12 protein-coding genes are annotated in these 16,216 nt (G+C 76.7%); 5 read left to right on the forward strand and 7 right to left on the reverse strand.

The window, feature by feature from the left end; genetic code table 11:
- The first annotated feature begins 126 nt into the window (after window positions 1–126).
- Entirely contained in the window at window positions 127–390 is a 264-nt protein-coding gene (locus OMK64_RS16260) for a mycoredoxin (RefSeq protein ID WP_272729404.1), read from the forward strand.
- Window positions 391–465: 75 nt separating this feature from the next.
- Here OMK64_RS16260 and nudC read toward each other — a convergent pair whose 3' ends face one another.
- Window positions 466–1,515 (reverse strand): NAD(+) diphosphatase, encoded by a 1,050-nt coding sequence (gene nudC, locus OMK64_RS16265; RefSeq protein WP_272729405.1) that lies wholly within the window; start codon window positions 1,513–1,515, stop codon window positions 466–468.
- A gap of 215 nt (window positions 1,516–1,730) precedes the next feature.
- On the opposite strand from nudC, the gene OMK64_RS16270 reads away from it, so the two are divergent.
- On the forward strand, window positions 1,731–2,675 hold the full coding sequence (locus OMK64_RS16270) for a phosphotransferase (protein WP_272729406.1): 945 nt from the start codon (window positions 1,731–1,733) through the stop codon (window positions 2,673–2,675).
- Window positions 2,676–2,679: 4 nt separating this feature from the next.
- Here OMK64_RS16270 and OMK64_RS16275 read toward each other — a convergent pair whose 3' ends face one another.
- The 3 genes from OMK64_RS16275 to OMK64_RS16285 all read right to left on the reverse strand — a co-directional run bounded on the left by OMK64_RS16275 (window position 2,680) and on the right by OMK64_RS16285 (window position 10,449).
- A complete protein-coding gene (locus OMK64_RS16275; RefSeq protein WP_272729407.1) occupies window positions 2,680–6,294 on the reverse strand; it encodes an ATP-dependent helicase in 3,615 nt (1,204 codons plus the stop codon).
- Window positions 6,291–9,533: an ATP-dependent helicase gene (locus tag OMK64_RS16280; protein ID WP_272729408.1), complete on the reverse strand. Its 3,243-nt coding sequence runs from the start codon at window positions 9,531–9,533 to the stop codon at window positions 6,291–6,293. The genes OMK64_RS16275 and OMK64_RS16280 overlap by 4 nt, the downstream gene beginning before the upstream one ends.
- Window positions 9,534–9,606: 73 nt before the next feature.
- Window positions 9,607–10,449: a DUF3152 domain-containing protein gene (locus tag OMK64_RS16285; RefSeq protein WP_272729409.1), complete on the reverse strand. Its 843-nt coding sequence runs from the start codon at window positions 10,447–10,449 to the stop codon at window positions 9,607–9,609.
- Between the two features lie 137 nt (window positions 10,450–10,586).
- Here OMK64_RS16285 and OMK64_RS16290 point away from each other — a divergent pair, with 137 nt between their 5' ends.
- A complete protein-coding gene (locus OMK64_RS16290) occupies window positions 10,587–11,255 on the forward strand; it encodes a TetR/AcrR family transcriptional regulator (protein WP_168679395.1) in 669 nt (222 codons plus the stop codon).
- Between the two features lie 73 nt (window positions 11,256–11,328).
- Window positions 11,329–11,553 carry a DUF3107 domain-containing protein gene (locus tag OMK64_RS16295; protein WP_272729412.1) on the forward strand — a complete coding sequence of 75 codons (225 nt, stop codon included), beginning with the start codon at window positions 11,329–11,331 and terminating at the stop codon, window positions 11,551–11,553.
- A gap of 60 nt (window positions 11,554–11,613) precedes the next feature.
- Here the strand turns inward: OMK64_RS16295 and OMK64_RS16300 are convergent, their stop codons facing one another.
- Window positions 11,614–12,357 carry a ferritin-like fold-containing protein gene (locus OMK64_RS16300; RefSeq protein ID WP_272729410.1) on the reverse strand — a complete coding sequence of 248 codons (744 nt, stop codon included), beginning with the start codon at window positions 12,355–12,357 and terminating at the stop codon, window positions 11,614–11,616.
- 370 nt (window positions 12,358–12,727) lie between these two features.
- On the opposite strand from OMK64_RS16300, the gene OMK64_RS16305 reads away from it, so the two are divergent.
- Window positions 12,728–14,440, forward strand: coding sequence for a DEAD/DEAH box helicase (locus OMK64_RS16305; RefSeq protein WP_272729413.1), 1,713 nt, complete (start codon window positions 12,728–12,730; stop codon window positions 14,438–14,440).
- A gap of 174 nt (window positions 14,441–14,614) precedes the next feature.
- Here the strand turns inward: OMK64_RS16305 and OMK64_RS16310 are convergent, their stop codons facing one another.
- Entirely contained in the window at window positions 14,615–15,238 is a 624-nt protein-coding gene (locus OMK64_RS16310; protein ID WP_272729411.1) for a MarC family protein, read from the reverse strand.
- A 9-nt stretch (window positions 15,239–15,247) separates the two neighbouring features.
- The gene (locus OMK64_RS16315) at window positions 15,248–16,090 is read right to left on the reverse strand and encodes a PHP domain-containing protein (protein WP_272729414.1); all 843 of its coding nucleotides are present in this window, start codon (window positions 16,088–16,090) and stop codon (window positions 15,248–15,250) included.
- Between the last annotated feature and the right edge of the window lie 126 nt (window positions 16,091–16,216).

A 16,216-nucleotide genomic window follows, 5' to 3' on the forward strand; every position in this document is an offset into this window, starting at 1 on the left:
CACACCGGCGGCGCGGAAGCCGTGCCCGTGCGACCGTGTTGCAGCACGTGACGAGGCGCGCGCCCCGTCACCGTCCGTCGGGGCGCCGGTCCACCGGTCCCCGTCCGTCCGACACCACGAGGACCGATGACCACCGAGACCCTGCCCCAGGCCGGCACCGTGACGATGTACTCCACCACCTGGTGCGGGTACTGCCACCGGCTGAAGAAGCAGCTCGACTCCGCGGGCATCGGCTACACGGTCGTCGACGTCGAGCAGGACGACGCCGCCGCGCGGTACGTCGAGTCGGTCAACGGCGGCAACCGCGTCGTCCCGACCGTCGTGTTCCCCGACGGCAGCGCGCTCACCAACCCGTCGCTCCTCCAGGTCCGCGAGCGCCTCGAGGCCTGACCGGTCCGCTCGTCACGGCGCCCCGCCCCCTCGGCGTGGGCGCCGTCGTCGTCGCGTCGTGCGCCGTGGTGTCCGTCAGAAGGCCGGGCCGTCGGGCAGCCGGCCACCGAACCAGTCCTCCACGAGGGCACGCGCGATCGACGACGGCCCCGGCGGGATCACCTCGCCCGACGCCACCGCGTCGCGCAGCTCGTCGCGGGTGAACCAGGCCGCTGACTCGAGCTCGACGCCGTCCACCGCGACGTCCGTCGACCGTGCGTGCGCGCGGAAGCCCAGCATGAGCGACGCCGGGAACGGCCACGGCTGGCTGCCGCGGTACTCGATGGTGTCGACGACGACGCCCGTCTCCTCGCGCACCTCGCGGCGCACCGCGTTCTCGAGCGACTCGCCCGGCTCGACGAACCCGGCGAGCGTCGACCAGCGGTGCGCCGCCCACGCCGTCGCGTGCCCCAGCAGCAGCCGGTCCGCGTCGTCGACGACCGCCATGATCACCGCGGGGTCCGTGCGCGGGTAGTGCTCCGACCCGTCGACCGTGCACGCCCGCACCCAGCCCGACTGCGTCGCGACCGTCACCGCGCCGCACCGCGGGCAGCGCGGGTGCCGGGCGTGCCACGCGTCGAGCGCGACGGCCGCCGTCGCGAGCCCGGCGTCGCGGGCGGACAGCGTCGCACCGACCACCCGCAGCGACGACCACCGGGCGCCAGGCGGGAGCGGGGTCGTGGGACCGCCGGACGCGTCGCGCGCGCCTGCGGCCGGGTGCACCAGCGCGTCTGCCGCCGAGCCCGTCGCGGGGGCCGGGCGCCGACCGAGGACCCGGCGGGCGAGGTACGCCGAGCCGTCGTCGTCGCGCCCGAGCAGGAGCCACAGCCCGTCGGCGTCGTCCTGCGGCGACGGCGTGCTCGCGTCTGCGTCCGACGAGGGGGCGACCGGCTCCGCCACGAGGGCCCGCGCGTCGTCAGGGCTCAGCAGGAGGAGGTCGCCCGTGTCGTCGGTGAGGACGCTGCCGTCGTCGACCAGGAGGACGCGCGTCGACGACGCCGAGAGTGCGTCGGCGAGCCCGTCCCGCCGGTGCTCCGCCGCCCGGTCCACGACGGCACGGGACAGGGGCAGCTCGTCGACGATCACGCCGCCACCGTACGCGTCGACGCACGAGGACGGCCCGTCGTCCGCCCGACGGCTCACGGCCCGCGGCCCGCCGCACCCCAGCGCGCAGGCGGAGGGCCTCCGGACCGCGCCGCGTCGGCCCGTCGCTCCGCCCAACGTCTCGCAGTCGGACGAATGGGACCGACACGCCGGTGCGTGACCCCGGCTCCTCCCCCCGCCGACCTACCCTGGTCGACGTGCCTCGCTCACCCCTCGCTCTCGCCGCGCTGGCGACGGTCGCCGTCCCCGGCCTCGACGCGTACGACGTGCGACGGCCCGCGCAGCCCGGCACGGACTACGACGTCGCCGTCGTGATCGACGCGCAGCGCCGCCGCTGGGTCGTCCGGGCACCGTCGAGCGCCGCCTCGGGGGCCGCGCTCGAGGCGGAGGTCGACCTGCTGGAAGGGCTCGCCGAGCACGCCGCGTCCGGCGCCCTGCCGTTCTCCGTCCCGCGGCCCGTCGGCTTCGCACACCTCCCCGAGGGCGGGCGCGCCGCCGTGCACGCGGAGATCCCCGGCGCACCCCTGCGTGTCGACACGCTCCGCCCCGGGCCCGGGCTCGCCGCCGACCTCGGCCGGGCGATCGCCGCGCTGCACGAGCTGCCCACGTCCGTCGTCGAGAGCGTCGGGCTGCCCGTCTACGAGGCGACCGAGTACCGCCAGCGCCGGCAGGCCGAGGTCGACGAGGCCGCACGCACCGGCAAGGTGCCGCCGGCGCTGCTGCGCCGCTGGGAGGAGCAGCTCGAGGACGTCGCGATGTGGCGGTTCCGGCCGACCGTGGTGCACGGCGACCTCTCCGCCGAGCGCGTGCTCGTCCACGACGGCAAGGTCAGCGGGGTGCTCGGCTGGGGCGACGCGGTCGTCGCCGACCCCGCCGACGACCTGTCGTGGCTGCTCGTCGCCGCGCCGCCCGAGGCCGCGGACTCCGTCATGGAGGCCTACCAGCTCCGACGCACCGAGCTCACGGACCCGCACCTGCAGCGCCGCGCGTTCCTCGCCGGGGAGCTCGCGCTCGCACGGTGGCTCCTCTACGGGGTGCGGACGGGCGACGACGAGGTCGTGGCGGACGCCGTCGCGATGCTGCAGGACCTCGACGAGCACACCCGCCTCGCCGACGTGGAGTCCTCCGCGTCGTACGCCTGACGCGTCACGGGCCGCGTCGCGCTGCACGGTCCGGCGCCGGTCGGCCTGCCGCCGGTCGCGGCTCGCGGTCGTTGGCGGTCCCCCGGTCGCGGTTCACCGGCCAGTCGCGCGAGGGCTGCGTCCCGCTCGCGACCGGCCCCGAGCCGGCCGCGTCGAGCGTCGTGGGCCGCTCGGCGGTCGCGCGGCGCAGCAGCGTCGTGATCTCGTCCTCGCCGAGCAGGCGCTGCGGGTAGACCGTCTCCCCCGTGCCGACGTAGCAGAAGGCGGCGCGGACGAGCTCGAGCGGCGTGCCGGTCCACCGCGACCAGGCGAGCCGGTAGACGGCCAGCTGGAGCTCGCGCGACGCACGCGCGTCCGGGTCGGTGGGCGGCGCGCCCGTCTTCCAGTCCACGACGACGACGGCACGCCCGCCCGCGTCGGTCCGTTCCTCGTCGCGGAACACCGCGTCGATACGCGAGCGCAGCACGTACCCGTCGACGCTCGTCTCGACGTCGACCTCGATCGCGAGCGGGGAACGGTCGGCCCACGGCGTGCGCAGGAACGACGCGCGCAGCGCCTCCTCGTCGACGTCGACGGGCATCGAGTCGTCGTCGGCGCCGGGCAGCGCGTCGACGTCGACCAGCGACGCGGCGCCGTACCAGCCCTCCACCCACGCGTGGAAGCGCGTGCCGCGCCGGGCCTGCGGCGACGGCTCGCGCGGCACCGGCCGACGCAGGCCGCGTGCGAACTCGGCCGGGTCGGCGTGCAGGCGGACCAGCGACGACGCCGACAGGTGCGCGGGCAGCTCGACGCCGCCGTCGGGCCGTCGGACACGGTCCTGCTCGGCGAGCAGGCGGTCCGCGAGGTCCTCCCAGCGTGAGGGCGCGGTGTCCGGCGCGGTCACGGCGACGCCCGCTGCCGTGGGCGCGCCGTCCGGCGACGCTGACGTCCCCGTCCCGTCGAGGGCGACCGTCCGAGCGTCGACCGCGCGGCCGTCGTCCCCCTCGGTCGTGCGCGTCGACCCGTTCTCGGTGGTCGTGGCCGTCCGGGCGAGGGCCGCGTTCACCAGGGCCGCCGCGGCCTCGACCGCGGGGCGCCGGCCCGGGCCGTCGTCGGCCGTGAACGGGTCGGCGGGCCAGACGGCGCTGAGCACCTGGTCCTCGCGCGGGTTGCCCGTGCCGGCCTCGGGCGGCGGCATCCAGCCGTCCTCGGTCACGATGCCCGCGGTCACGAGCTCCTCGAGGAAGATCGAGAGCACGCGCGCGCCGCTGGAGTCGCCCCACCACGCGGCGGAGAGCAGGAGGTCGGTGCGCGCGCGGGTCAGGGCGACGTACGCGAGCCGCCGCTCCTCGGCGACCTGGTGCGCGCCGGCGTCGAGCACGAACCGCTGCCGGCGCTCCTCGAGGTCCTTGTGGTGCTCGGCGCCCGCGTAGGGGAAGTCCGGCAGGTCGTGCCGGTCGCCGCGCAGCGGGTACGGGAGCGTCCCGAGGCCCGTGAGCCACGCCGAGTCCTTGGGTCCGTCCTTGCCGCGTGTGCGCGTCGCGGGGAGCACGCCGTCGACCAGGCCCGCGACGGCGACGACGTCCCACTCGAGTCCTTTGGCCGCGTGCACGGTGATGACCTGCACGGCGTCCGGGTCGGGCTCCGCGACGGGCATGTCGAGGCCGCTCTCGCGGGTGTCGGCGGCGTCGAGCCAGGCGAGGAACCCGCCCAGCGTCGGGTGGTCGGCGGTGCGCGCGAACTCGACGGCGACGTCGCGGAAGGCGTCGAGGTTGGCGCGCGCCCGGCCCGGCGCGACACCCGCGCGCGCGGCGACCTCGATGTCGAGGCCCAGGAGGCGCTCGGCCTCGCCGACGAGCTCGGGGACCGCGAGGTAGGTGTGCGACCGGAGGGCGGTGAGCAGCCGCGCGAGGTCGGCGAGGCGGGTGCGCGCCGTGGCGCTGAGCTCGCGGCCGGTGACGCTGCGCCAGCCCGGACGCGGCAGCTCGTCGAGCGCGTCGACGATGCTCCGCTCGTCGACGACGTCGGCCTGCACCCCCGGGTCCCGCCCGGCGCGACCGCCACCGCCCGCGCGACCCGCGAGCTCGGCGGACCACGCCCCGAGCGCGTGCAGGTCGGCGGCGCCGAGCCGCGTCCGGCCGCCCGTGAGCAGCCGCATGAGCGCGTCACCGCGGGACGGGTCGTGCGCGGCCTGCAGCGCGGCGACGAGGTCGACGACCTCCGGGGTCGCGAGCAGCCCGCCGAGGCCCACGACCTCGACCGGCAGCCCGGCGGCCCGGAGCGCGCGCTGCACCACCGGGAACTGCGAGCGCTTGCGGCAGAGCACGGCGGCGGTCACGCGCTCGACGCCCGGGGCCGCCGCACGCCACCGCGCCTTCACGAACTCGGCGATGGCCCGCGCCTCGTCCTCGACCGTCTCCGCGACGTGCGCGTGCACGTGGCCGTCGCCCGCTCCTGGCCGCGCGGCGAGGACGGGGACGTCCACGCGCGACGCCGACGCCCGCAGCGGGGCCGCGACGACGTTGGCGGCGTCGAGGATGCGCCGGTCGTTGCGCCACGACGTCGAGAGCGAGTGCACGGCGGCGGGTCGCCGGTCGCCGTCCGGCCCGACCACCGGGAACGACGTCGGGAAGCCCTCGAGCCCGCCCGCGCTCGCGCCTCGCCAGCCGTAGATCGACTGGTGCGGGTCGCCGACCGCGGTCACGGGGTGGCCGTCGCCGAACAGCGCCGCGAGCAGCGTGAGCTGCGCGTACGACGTGTCCTGGTACTCGTCGAGCAGCACGACGCGGAAGCGCGCGCGCTCCCCCGCCGCGACCTCCGGCACGTCGAGCGCGACCCGCGCCGCGAGCGCGACCTGGTCGCCGAAGTCGATCGCGTCCGCGGCCCGCTTGCGGTCGCGGTAGGTCGCGACGAGGTCGAGCACGCGCGAGCGCTCGCCGAGCAGGCGCACGAGGGCGGCGACGTCGCGGTAGGGGTCGGTGCGCTTGCCGGGGCCGTGGGGCGTCGCGTTGATCGCGTCGACGATGCCGGCGATCCCGGCCTGCGCCTCGGCGGGCGTGAGCAGGTGCTCGTCGAGGGCACCCGACAGCGACAGGACGGCGTCCACCACGGTCGACGTCGCGGCGTCCGTGTCCACGTCGCCCGTCCAGGCCTCGACGACCTCGTGCGCGAGCTGCCACTGCGCGGCCTCGCCGAGGAGCCGCGCCGACGGGTCGAGGCCGAGCCGGAGCGCGTGGTCGCTGACCAGCGACGACGCGTACGCGTTGTAGGTCGCGACCGTCGGCCGCGCGAGACCGCCGAGCACGTCGCCGTCCGCGCCCGCGAGCACCGCGGCACCGGGCAGCGCGACGCCCTCCTCGGCCGCCGCGCGGGCGAGCCGCCGCAGGCGTCGCCGGACACGTTCGGCGAGCTCGGCCGCGGCCTTGCGCGTGAACGTCAGGCCGAGCACCTGCTCCGGCGCGACGAGGCCGTTCGCGAGCAGCCAGACGACGCGCGCGGCCATCGTCTCCGTCTTGCCCGACCCGGCACCCGCGACGACGAGCGCGGGTGCGAGCGGCGACTCGACGACACGCTCCTGCTCGGGCGTGGGGGGCGGCTGGCCGACGAGGGCGGCGATCTGCGCCGCGGACAGCAACGTCACGCGACCACCTGCCCGCCCTCGGTGCGCACCGGGCACGACCGGCGCACCGGACAGCGGTCGCACAGGTCGTTGGTGGTGGCGACGAACGTCGAGGCGGCCATCTTGTCGGCGACCTCGTCGACGAGCGTGCGCGCCCAGCTCGGGCCGTCGTCCTCGCGGCCGAGCGCGTCCTGGTGCCGTTCCGTCGCCGACGCGCCCGTGCCAAGGTAGACGAGCCGCGCACCGGAGCTCACGGCGTCGGGCGGCAGCGTCTCGAACGCGCCGGCGTCGACCGCGAGCTGGTAGGCGCCGAGCTGCGGGTTCATCTCCGCCTTCGCCCGGCTCGGGACGGTCGCGCCGGTCTTGAGGTCGACGACGCGCACCGCCGTGCGACCGTCGTCGGGGTGCGCGGGGTCGAGCTCGACGCGGTCGACCGTGCCGCGCACGACGGCCCGGTCGGTGCGCAGCGTGAACTCGCCCTCGACGAGCAGCGGCGCGCCCGCGTCGCGCAGGTACCCCGCGAGCCGGTCGATCATCGCCTCCGCGCGCCTGCGGGTCGAGCGAGCGGGCCACCCGTCGCCGAGGCCGAGCTCCGACCAGCGGCGGTCGAGCTCCGCGGCGAGCTCGGCGCGCGTGCCGCGCGGGTGCTCCTGCGCGATCGCGTGCACGAGCGTCCCGAGCGTCTGCCCGCTCGAGTCCGCGGCGGTGCCCCCCGCCGCCTCGAGCGCCCAGCGCAGCGCGCACCGCTGCGCGGTCTCGAGCCGCGACGGGGAGACCGGCACCCGGTCCTGGGGGCCCCACAGGGGCGCGTCGCTCGACGGCTCGCCCAGCCCGTGCCACTCGGCCGGGTCGGCGCCCGCGACGCCAGCGCGCGCGAGGCGAGCGAGCGTGCGCGCGAGCGCCGGGTCCGGCTCGACGCCGTCGACAACCGCCTGCTCGAGCCGCGAGCGGAGCTCGGCGACCAGTCCGCGCAGGTCCGCGGCGGCCGGCACCGTCGTGCGGCGGTGGTCGACCTCGCCGTCCGACGGCTCGACGAGGTCGAGGAACGGCGACGGCTGCTGGTCGGCGTCCGCGACGGCCGTGACGAGCAGGTGCGACCGCGCGCGCGAGCACGCGACCGCGAACGACCGCAGCTCGTCGGCGAGCACCGCGGCCCGGGCCTCGGCGGCGCGGGCCCCCTCGTCGGTCCCGTCGACCTGGCGGCCGGAGACGACGTCGACGAGCCGCTGCGCCCCGAGCAGCGAGTCGCGCAGTCGCAGGTCGGGCCACACGCCGTCCTGCACGCCCGCGACGACCACGAGCGCCCACTCCTGACCCGCCGCGCCCGCGGGGGTGAGCACCGGCACGGCCTGGCGGCGCGCCGCCGCGGCGATCGAGTCGGACGGCAGGTCCTGCGCCGCCAACCAGTCGGCGAACGCGCCCGGCGTCGCGCGCGGCATCCGGTCGACGAACGTCTCGGCGGCGCGGAACAGCGCGAGCACCGCGTCGAGGTCGCGGTCGGCCCGCTCGCCCGCCACGCCGCCCGCGAGCGCCGCCCGACGCCACGGCTCGGCCAGGCCCGACGCGTGCCACAGGGCCCACAGGACGGTCTGGGCGTCGGCGTCGGCCTGCTCGGCCGCCCGACGACCCGCAGCCAGCACCTCGGCGAGCCGGGCGACGGGACGCGCGACGGACGAGGGCAGCGTCGCGACGCGCGCGGGGTCGCCCAGCGCCTCGACCAGGAGCACGTCGCTCGTGCGCCCGCCCCCGGACGCGAGCTCCTCGGCGCGCAGCGCGCGTCGCACGCGCCGCAGGCCCACCGCGTCGAGCCCGCCGAGCGGCGAGCACGCGAGCCGCGCGGCGGTGTCCGGGTCGAGCTCGGCGTCGCCGACGACCACACGGACGGCCTCGAGCAGCGGCCGCACCGCGGGCTCCTCGCGCAGCGGCACGTCGCTGCCGACCACCGTGACGGGGACGGACGCGCCCGCGAGGGCCCGCCGCAGCGCGGTGACCTGCGCACCGGAGCGCGCCACGACCGCCATCTCGTCCCACCCGACGCCGTCCTCCAGGTGCGCAGTCCGCAGCGCGTGCGCGACGAACGCGGCCTCCTGCGCGGTGCTCGGCAGCACGGCCGCACGCACGACGCCGCGCTCGGGTGCGCCGTCATCGGCGCCCACGTCCCGCGCGGTCGCGCGCCGGTGCTGCACGGCGCCGACCGACCCGACGCGCTCGGTCACGCGTCGCGTCACGTCGCGCACCGCGTCGCCGTGCCGCCACACGGTCCCGAGCACGTGGGTCGTCGCGCCGAGCTCGCCGTCACCACGGCCGTCGACGGCCGCGCGGCCCACGAGCGCCGGCGCGGCACCGCGGAAGGTCTGGACCGCGGCGTCCGGGTCGGCCAGGAGCAGGAGCCGCGCACCGTCGTCGGCGAGCACGCGCAGCAGCCGTGCCGTCGCCGACGTGCTCTCCTGGTGGTCGTCGACGACCACGAGCCGCCACCGCGGCCGCACGGCGCCGGGCACCTCGTCGTCCCACGCGCGCAGCGCCTGCGCGGCCTCCTCGACGACCACCGCGGGGTCCAGCCGCGCGCCGAGGTCGGGCGTCGCCGACCGCAGCTCGAGCACGTCGAGGTACTCCTCGTAGACCTGCGCCGCCGCGACCCACTCGGGCCGCTCGTGCCGGTGGCCGAGCTCGGCGAGGTCGACCGGTCCGAGCCCGCGCTCCGCCGCGCGCATGAGCAGGTCGCGCAGCTCGTCGCGGAATGCACGCATCGTCGGCACGTCGGCCGGCACGTCCCCGGGCCAGGCGGGCCGAGCGCCCTCACCCGCGGCGTGGCCCGCCAGCAGCTCGGCGAGCAGCAGGTCCTGCTCGGCGCCCGAGACGAGCGTCGGCGGGACGAGACCGAGGTGGCCGGCGCGGGACCGCAGCACCGCGAACGCGACCGCGGGGGCGGTCTGCACGAGCGGGCGGCCCGACGTCGCCCGCAGCCGCGCCGCCAGGCGGTCCCGCAGGTCGGCGGCCGCGCGACGCCCCGCGGACACGACGAGCACGTCCTCCGGCGCGAGGCCCGCGTCCACGGCCGTGACGACGGTCTCGAGCGCCACGGTCGTCTTGCCGGTCCCGGGTGCGCCGAGCACGAGCATCGCCCGGTCGTCGCCGTGCACCGCGCGCCGGACCGCGAGCGCCTGGTCGTCGTCGAGGACCACCAGGCTGCCCGGTCCCCGCGCCGGCCCGTCGGCCAGGGCGGGGCGCACGAGGCGCAGCGCGGGGGTCGTCGTCACGGCCCCGATCCCATCACGGACCGCCGACACCGCGGTCCACCGACAGGTCGTCAGGCGTGGGCCGCGCCGGCGGTCACGGGAAGGGCCACGCGTTGGGGACGCACGGGGCGGCCTTGTACGACTGCTGCTGCATGAGCGGTGCGCGGGCGCCCGGGGCGGGGCACTTCTCGTGTCCGTGACCGAGCAGGTGCCCGACCTCGTGGTTGACGAGGTACTGCCGGTAGCTCGCCTTGTCCCCCGCGAGCTCCTGGGTCGCCAGCACCCAGCGCCGCAGGTTGAGCACCGCGTTGCCGGCGCGCCCGCACGAGACCTGGCCGTTCGTGTCGAGCGGAGCGCACAGGTCGTCGACGGTCTCGGGCGACGCGAGGGTCACCCGGAACTCGGCCGGACCGTCGGTGCGGGCGAACGACACCGACCCGTCGGCGCCCCACCCGCGCGGGTCGTTGAGGGTCGCCATGACGGTCTGGGCGAACCGTGCGCCGTCGACGGCGAGCCCGTCCTCGACCTCCACCCGGATCGTCCGGACCTCCCCGGTCCCCGGTCCGGGGTCGCTCCCCGGGACGGCCGTGAAGGTGCCTGCGGCGCGCTCGGGGATGTCGGCGGACAGGAGCCCGGCCTGCACGTCGACGAGCGTGAGACCAGGGGGCAGAGCGACGACGGGCGGGTCGGTCGACAGGAGCGGGTCGTACGTGGGCGTCGGGTCCGGCTCGCGCGCCGCGGACCGGCTCGTGTCGGCGGCGCGCGCCTGCTCGTCGTCCGCGACGACCGCGCCGGAGCCCGCGACCTGCCCCGACGACACCGAGAGCGCGAACGCACCGCGGATGGCGCCGGACGCGGACACGCCCGGCAGCGTCAGGGTCGCGGTGCCGGCCCCCAGCAGCAGGCCAGCGGCGGCCACCGCCGACGCGAGCGCCACGCGGCGACCTCGGACGCCTCGGCCCGGCGTCCGGCGTCCGGGCGCACGACGGACGTGCTCGTCCGGACGGGGCATCTCGGGCGGGGTCACGCGGACATCGTCGCATCCCGGACACGTGCCGTCGCTACCATGCCGGGATGACAGACGGGACCGACGGCTCGCCCCCACGGCCGCGCAGCCCGCGGATGGCCCGCGACGAGCGCCGTGCCCAGGTGCTGCGCATCGCGCAGGACCTCTTCTCGTCCGAGGGTTTCCACCACGTCTCGATGGACGACATCGCCGACCGCGCCGAGGTCAGCAAGCCCGTGCTGTACCGGCACTTCCCCTCGAAGCTCGACCTCTACCTGGCGGTCGTCGACCAGTGCGGCTCCGACCTGCTCGCGGCCGTCGAGGAGGCGGTCGCCCCGCTCGAGGCCGGTCCGGTCCAGCGCGGTGCGGGACGCGACGTCATCGCCGCGATCGTCCGCGCCTACATCGACTTCGTCGACGTCGCCGGGGAGTCCTCGACGCTGCTGTTCGAGTCGGACGTCACGCACGACGCCGACGTGCGCGCCCGCGTCGAGCACGCGTCGTCCGAGGCCGCGCGCCGCATCGCCCGCGTGCTGTCCCAGGTGACGGGCCTCGCCGACGACGCGTCCGCCACGCTGGCCGTCTCGCTCATCGCCATGGCGCAGGGTGCGGCGACGCACCGCCTGCGCACGACGCCCGTCGCCGACGCCGGCCTGACCGCCGAGCTCGTCACGCAGCTCGCCTGGGGCGGCGTCGCGGGCCTGGTCCGCCCCGACTTCGTCTACGAGGACGCCTAGGATCGTCCAGGCGGGCCCCGTGGGCCCGGACGCTCGCGAGCGGACGACGTTGGAGGACGAGGAAGACATGGCCGTGGAGATCACGATCGGCGTGCAGAACCTGCCGCGGGAGATCGTCCTGGAGACCGACCAGACGCCCGACGAGGTCGCGGCGACCGTCGCCGCTGCGCTGGACGGCAAGGCGGTGCTCGAGCTGCACGACACGCGCGGCCGTCGGGTCATCGTGCCGACGTCCACGCTGGGCTACGTTGAGATCGGCTCCGAGACGAAGGCCCGCGTGGGCTTCGGCAGCATCTGACGACGCACGACGAGGCCCCCGCCGACCGGTCGGTCGCGGGGGCCTCGTCGTGCGCGGGGCTCAGGCGGTGAGGCCGAGGCGCGACATGCGGCGCGTGTGCTGCGCGGTGAGCTCGCCGAAGAGCTTGGTGGGCGGGTTGGCCGGCGCGGTCCGGCCGTCCGCCTGCTGCGCGGGGGCGACCGCGGGGTCACCGGTGCCGCTCGACACCAGCCGCACGAGCCCGGGACGCTGCACGAGCAGCCGCTGCACGACGCCGAGCGCCTCGCCCACGAGCCGGCGGCCCCACAGCGCGAGCCGCGAGCTGAGCACGCCGTCGTCGGAGCCCGCCGCGTCGAGCTCGGCCACGGCGAGCTCGGCGTGCGCGGCGTCGTCGAGGACCGCGAGCACGACGCGACGCGACTCCTCGTCGAGCCCGTCGGCGGCGACCCGGCAGAAGTCGTCCGCGACGCCGTAGCCGACGTAGGCCTTGAGGAGGCGCTCCCACCACGTGCTGGGCTGTGTGCGGGCGTCGAAGTCGTCGAGCACGTGGTCGAACTGCGCGACCGCCGCGACAGGGTCCTCGCCCAGCTCGGTGATCCGCGCCATCACGGTGTCGCGGCGCGCGATCGCGGCGGCGGCGAACCCGCTGAGCCGCAGCCGCTGGTCGGTCGTGGGGGCCACGGCCGCGTCGGCCGCGAGCCGCGCGAAGGCGACCTGCTCCAGCTGCGCGACCAGCCCGAGCAGCTCCACGGTGTCGGCCTGGGACGGTCGGGGACCGGCGGAGGGCGCGTCGTCGGGACCGGCCGTGCGTGCGGGAGTGGTCATCCGTGGATCGTATGCCGACGCCACGCCGCCGTGCGCGGAACGGTGCACAGGGTCGTCCGATAGGCTGGGGGGGTACATCGGTTGCCCGGTCGTCTCGGAGGGGACGCCGTCCCCGGTCCCAGGACCGGCTCGCGCAGCGCCGGACGCACGTCCGCAGCGGCTCGCGAGCGACTTTCACGATCGGCTGCCGGCCAACCCGCGTGGTGACCGCTGTCGCCCGGGACCGCCGCGATCGCCGGCCGCTCCTGGACAGCGCGCGGACCACCACCCTGCGCAGTGAGAAGCGAACGTGACCACGACCGACCCCGGCACCACCGTCGACTCCCCCGACGCCCCCGACACCTCCGCCGCCAGCGCGCTCGCCGCGCCCATGACACGCCCCCTGCGCTCGACCGCCTCGTCCGTGCAGGCCGTCGACGCGTCGTTCGCGGACTTCGACGTCCGCCCCGAGATCGTCCAGGCGCTCGCCGACGCGGGCATCTCCCACCCGTTCCCGATCCAGGCCATGACGCTGCCGGTCGCCCTGTCGCGGCACGACATCATCGGCCAGGCCAAGACCGGTACCGGCAAGACCCTCGGCTTCGGCGTCCCGCTGCTCAACGCGGTCGTCGCGCCCGGCGAGGACGGCTACGACCAGCTCCCCGCCCCGGGCAAGCCGCAGGCGCTCGTCGTCGTGCCGACCCGTGAGCTCGCGGTGCAGGTCGCCGGCGACCTCGCGACCGCGTCCGCGCGTCGCACCGTCCGCGTCGTGCAGGTGTACGGCGGGCGCGCGTACGAGCCGCAGATCGAGGCGCTCAACAAGGGCGTCGACGTCGTCGTCGGCACGCCGGGCCGCATGATCGACCTGCTCAAGCAGCGCCACCTCGACCTCACGCGCGTGCGCACCGTCGTGCTCGACGAGGCCGACGAGATGCTCGACCTCGGCTTCCTGCCCGACGTCGAGACGCTGCTCGCCGCGACGCCCGCGTCGCGCCACACCATGCTCTTCTCGGCGACGATGCCCGGCGCGGTCGTCGCGATGGCGCGTCGCTACATGACGCAGCCGACGCACATCCGCGCGGCCGACCCGGACGACGACGGCAGCCAGACCGTCAAGAACATCAAGCAGGTCGTCTACCGCGCGCACGCGCTCGACAAGGTCGAGCTGCTGGCCCGCATGCTGCAGGCGAACGGTCGCGGCCTGACGATCGTGTTCGCGCGCACCAAGCGGACCGCCGCGAAGGTCGCCGACGAGCTCGTCGAGCGCGGGTTCGCGGCGGGCGCCCTGCACGGGGACCTCGGCCAGGGCGCCCGCGAGCAGGCGCTGCGCGCGTTCCGCCACGGCAAGGTCGACGTGCTCGTCGCGACCGACGTCGCCGCGCGCGGCATCGACGTCGAGGACGTCACGCACGTCGTCAACTACCAGTGCCCCGAGGACGAGAAGACGTACCTGCACCGCACGGGCCGCACCGGCCGCGCGGGCAACAAGGGCACCGCGGTCACGTTCGTCGACTGGGACGACATGCCGCGCTGGTCGCTCATCGACAAGGCGCTCGGCCTGGGCATCCCCGAGCCGGTCGAGACGTACTCGTCGTCGCCGCACATCCACACCGACCTCGACATCCCCGAGGGCGTCAAGGGTCGTCTCCCCAAGGCGCAGCAGACCCGCGCGGGTCTCGCCGCCGAGGCGATCGAGGACCTGGGCGAGACGGGCAAGCGCGGCGGCGGCGCGGGTGCGCGCACGGGCAGCGCCGGGTCGCGCGGTCGCGGCGGCGAGCAGCGAGGCGGTGAGCAGCGCGGCGGCGAGCAGCGCGGCGGCGAGCAGCGCGGCGGTCAGCCGCGAGGCGACGAGGACGCGCCCCGCGAGGGTGGCGGCCGCCGCCGTCGCCGCGGCGCCCGTGGCGGCGCAGGCGAGGGGGCCGCGACGTCCGCGGGTGCCGAGCACACCGAGCAGCCGCAGGGCGGCTCCGACGCACCGCGCACCGAGGGCGGCGAGCCCGGTGAGGGCGGCGCCCGTCGCAGCCGGTCGCGCAACCGCCGTCGCACGCGTGGTGGTCGCCCGGTCGAGGGCGGCGCGGCTCCGTCCGCCTCCGCCGAGGCCTGACGCCTCCTCAGCAGCACGCCCGAAGGGCGCGCATCCCGCACGGGGTGCGCGCCCTTCGGGCGTCGGTGCCGCGGGCGACGCCTGCCGCGGGGATGCCCCTGCGACGGGATGCGCCGTGACGGGCGTCCGGCGTGAGCGGCTCGACCGATTCGGGGCCGCTGCGACGGCCGGCGGTCAGGCGGCCTTGATGAACGCCTCGACGGCGTCGGCGACGAGCTGCACCGCGATGGCCGCGAGGAGCAGACCGGCGATCCGGGTGACGAGGATCGTGCCCGACTCGCCCAGCACGCGGTGGATGACGTTCGCGAACCGCATGGCCAGGTAGAGGCAGACGTGGACCGCGAGGACGCCGAGCGCGATCGCGACCCAGTCGGCGGCGGACCCGTCGGACTGGGTCACGAAGACCATGGTCGCGACGATCGCACCGGGACCGGCGAGCAGCGGCGTGCCGAGCGGGACGAGGGCGACGTTGACGTTGGTGTTCCCGGACGGCTGCGGCTCCTCCATCTTGCCGGTCAGCAGCTCCATCGCGACGAGCAGCAGGAGCAGGCCGCCGGACGCCTGCAGCGCGGGCAGCGAGACGTGCATGTAGCTGAGCAGCGACTGGCCGAACAGCGCGAACGCCACCACGACGCCGAACGCGACGGCGACGGCCTGCCGCGCGGCGCGGTTGCGCTGCACCCGGGACATCGCGCTCGTCAGCCCGAGGAAGATCGGGACGGTCCCCGGGGGGTCCATGATGACGAACAGCGTGATGAACACCGACGCGAACAGGTGCACGTCGAGCACTGTCGACACGCGGACTCCTTACCCTCCGAGCACCGGCAGACGCCCCTGCTCCTCGATCGCCGCCAGGACGTGCGGCTCGGTGAGATTCTCCCCCAGCCGGTTGACCTTCCCGGACCCGTGGTAGTCGCTCGACCCCGTGACGAGCAGCCCGAGCCGCCCGGCGATCGCCGTCAGGCGCTCGACCTGGGCCGGCGAGTGGTCGCGGTGGTGGACCTCGAGCCCGGCGAGACCGGCGTCGGCCAGCTCGTCGAAGACCTCGTCCGGCACGACGCGTCCGCGCGCGTCGGCGCCGGGGTGCGCGAAGACCGGGACGCCGCCCGCGGCCCGGATCGCCCGGACCGCGGTGGCCGCCGACGGGGCGTAGTGCGGCACGTGGTACGGGCCGTCGGACCGCAGGAGGTGCGCGAACGCGGCCGACCGGTCGGGCACGACGCCGCGGGCGACGAGCGCGTCGGCGATGTGCGGGCGACCCACCACGACGGCGTCCGCGCTGTGGTCCAGCACGTCCTGCCAGGTGATCGGCACGTCGGCCGCGAGGCGCTCGACCATCGCCTCCGCGCGGTGCACGCGCGAGCGCCGGGACCGCGCGAGCTCGCCCCGCAGGGCGGGTGCGTCGGGATCGTGCAGGTAGGACAGGACGTGCACGCTGATGCCGGCCGACCTCGCCGAGACCTCGGTGCCGCGCACGAGCCGCACGCCGTGCCGGGCCGCCGCCTCCGCGGCCTCGTCCCACCCGACCGTCGTGTCGTGGTCCGTGAGGGCGACCACGTCCAGGCCCGCGTGCGCGGCCGCCGCCACCAGGTCGGCCGGGGCGTCCGTGCCGTCCGACGCCGACGAGTGGGTGTGCAGGTCGATGCGCATCCGCACACGAGGGCGCGAGTCGGTCGACGCGCGGCCGGAACCGCCCGACGCGCGCCGGCGGTCGAGCTGCTCGGTCAGCGGGCGGACGGCGTGAGGCCCAGGGAGCGGCCCGCGAGGTTGCGGCGG

This window comes from Cellulomonas fimi (assembly GCF_028527925.1).
GTDB classification, from domain to species: Bacteria; Actinomycetota; Actinomycetes; order Actinomycetales; family Cellulomonadaceae; genus Cellulomonas; species Cellulomonas fimi_C.

Bases quoted from the DNA above. Each gene is read 5' to 3' on its own strand.
- OMK64_RS16315 (WP_272729414.1), bottom strand. From the start codon at position 16,090: ATGCGCATCGACCTGCACACCCACTCGTCGGCGTCGGACGGCACGGAC.
- OMK64_RS16305 (WP_272729413.1), top strand. From the start codon at position 12,728: ATGACACGCCCCCTGCGCTCGACCGCCTCGTCCGTGCAGGCCGTCGAC.
- OMK64_RS16300 (WP_272729410.1), bottom strand. From the start codon at position 12,357: ATGACCACTCCCGCACGCACGGCCGGTCCCGACGACGCGCCCTCCGCC.
- OMK64_RS16260 (WP_272729404.1), top strand. From the start codon at position 127: ATGACCACCGAGACCCTGCCCCAGGCCGGCACCGTGACGATGTACTCC.
- OMK64_RS16290 (WP_168679395.1), top strand. From the start codon at position 10,587: ATGACAGACGGGACCGACGGCTCGCCCCCACGGCCGCGCAGCCCGCGG.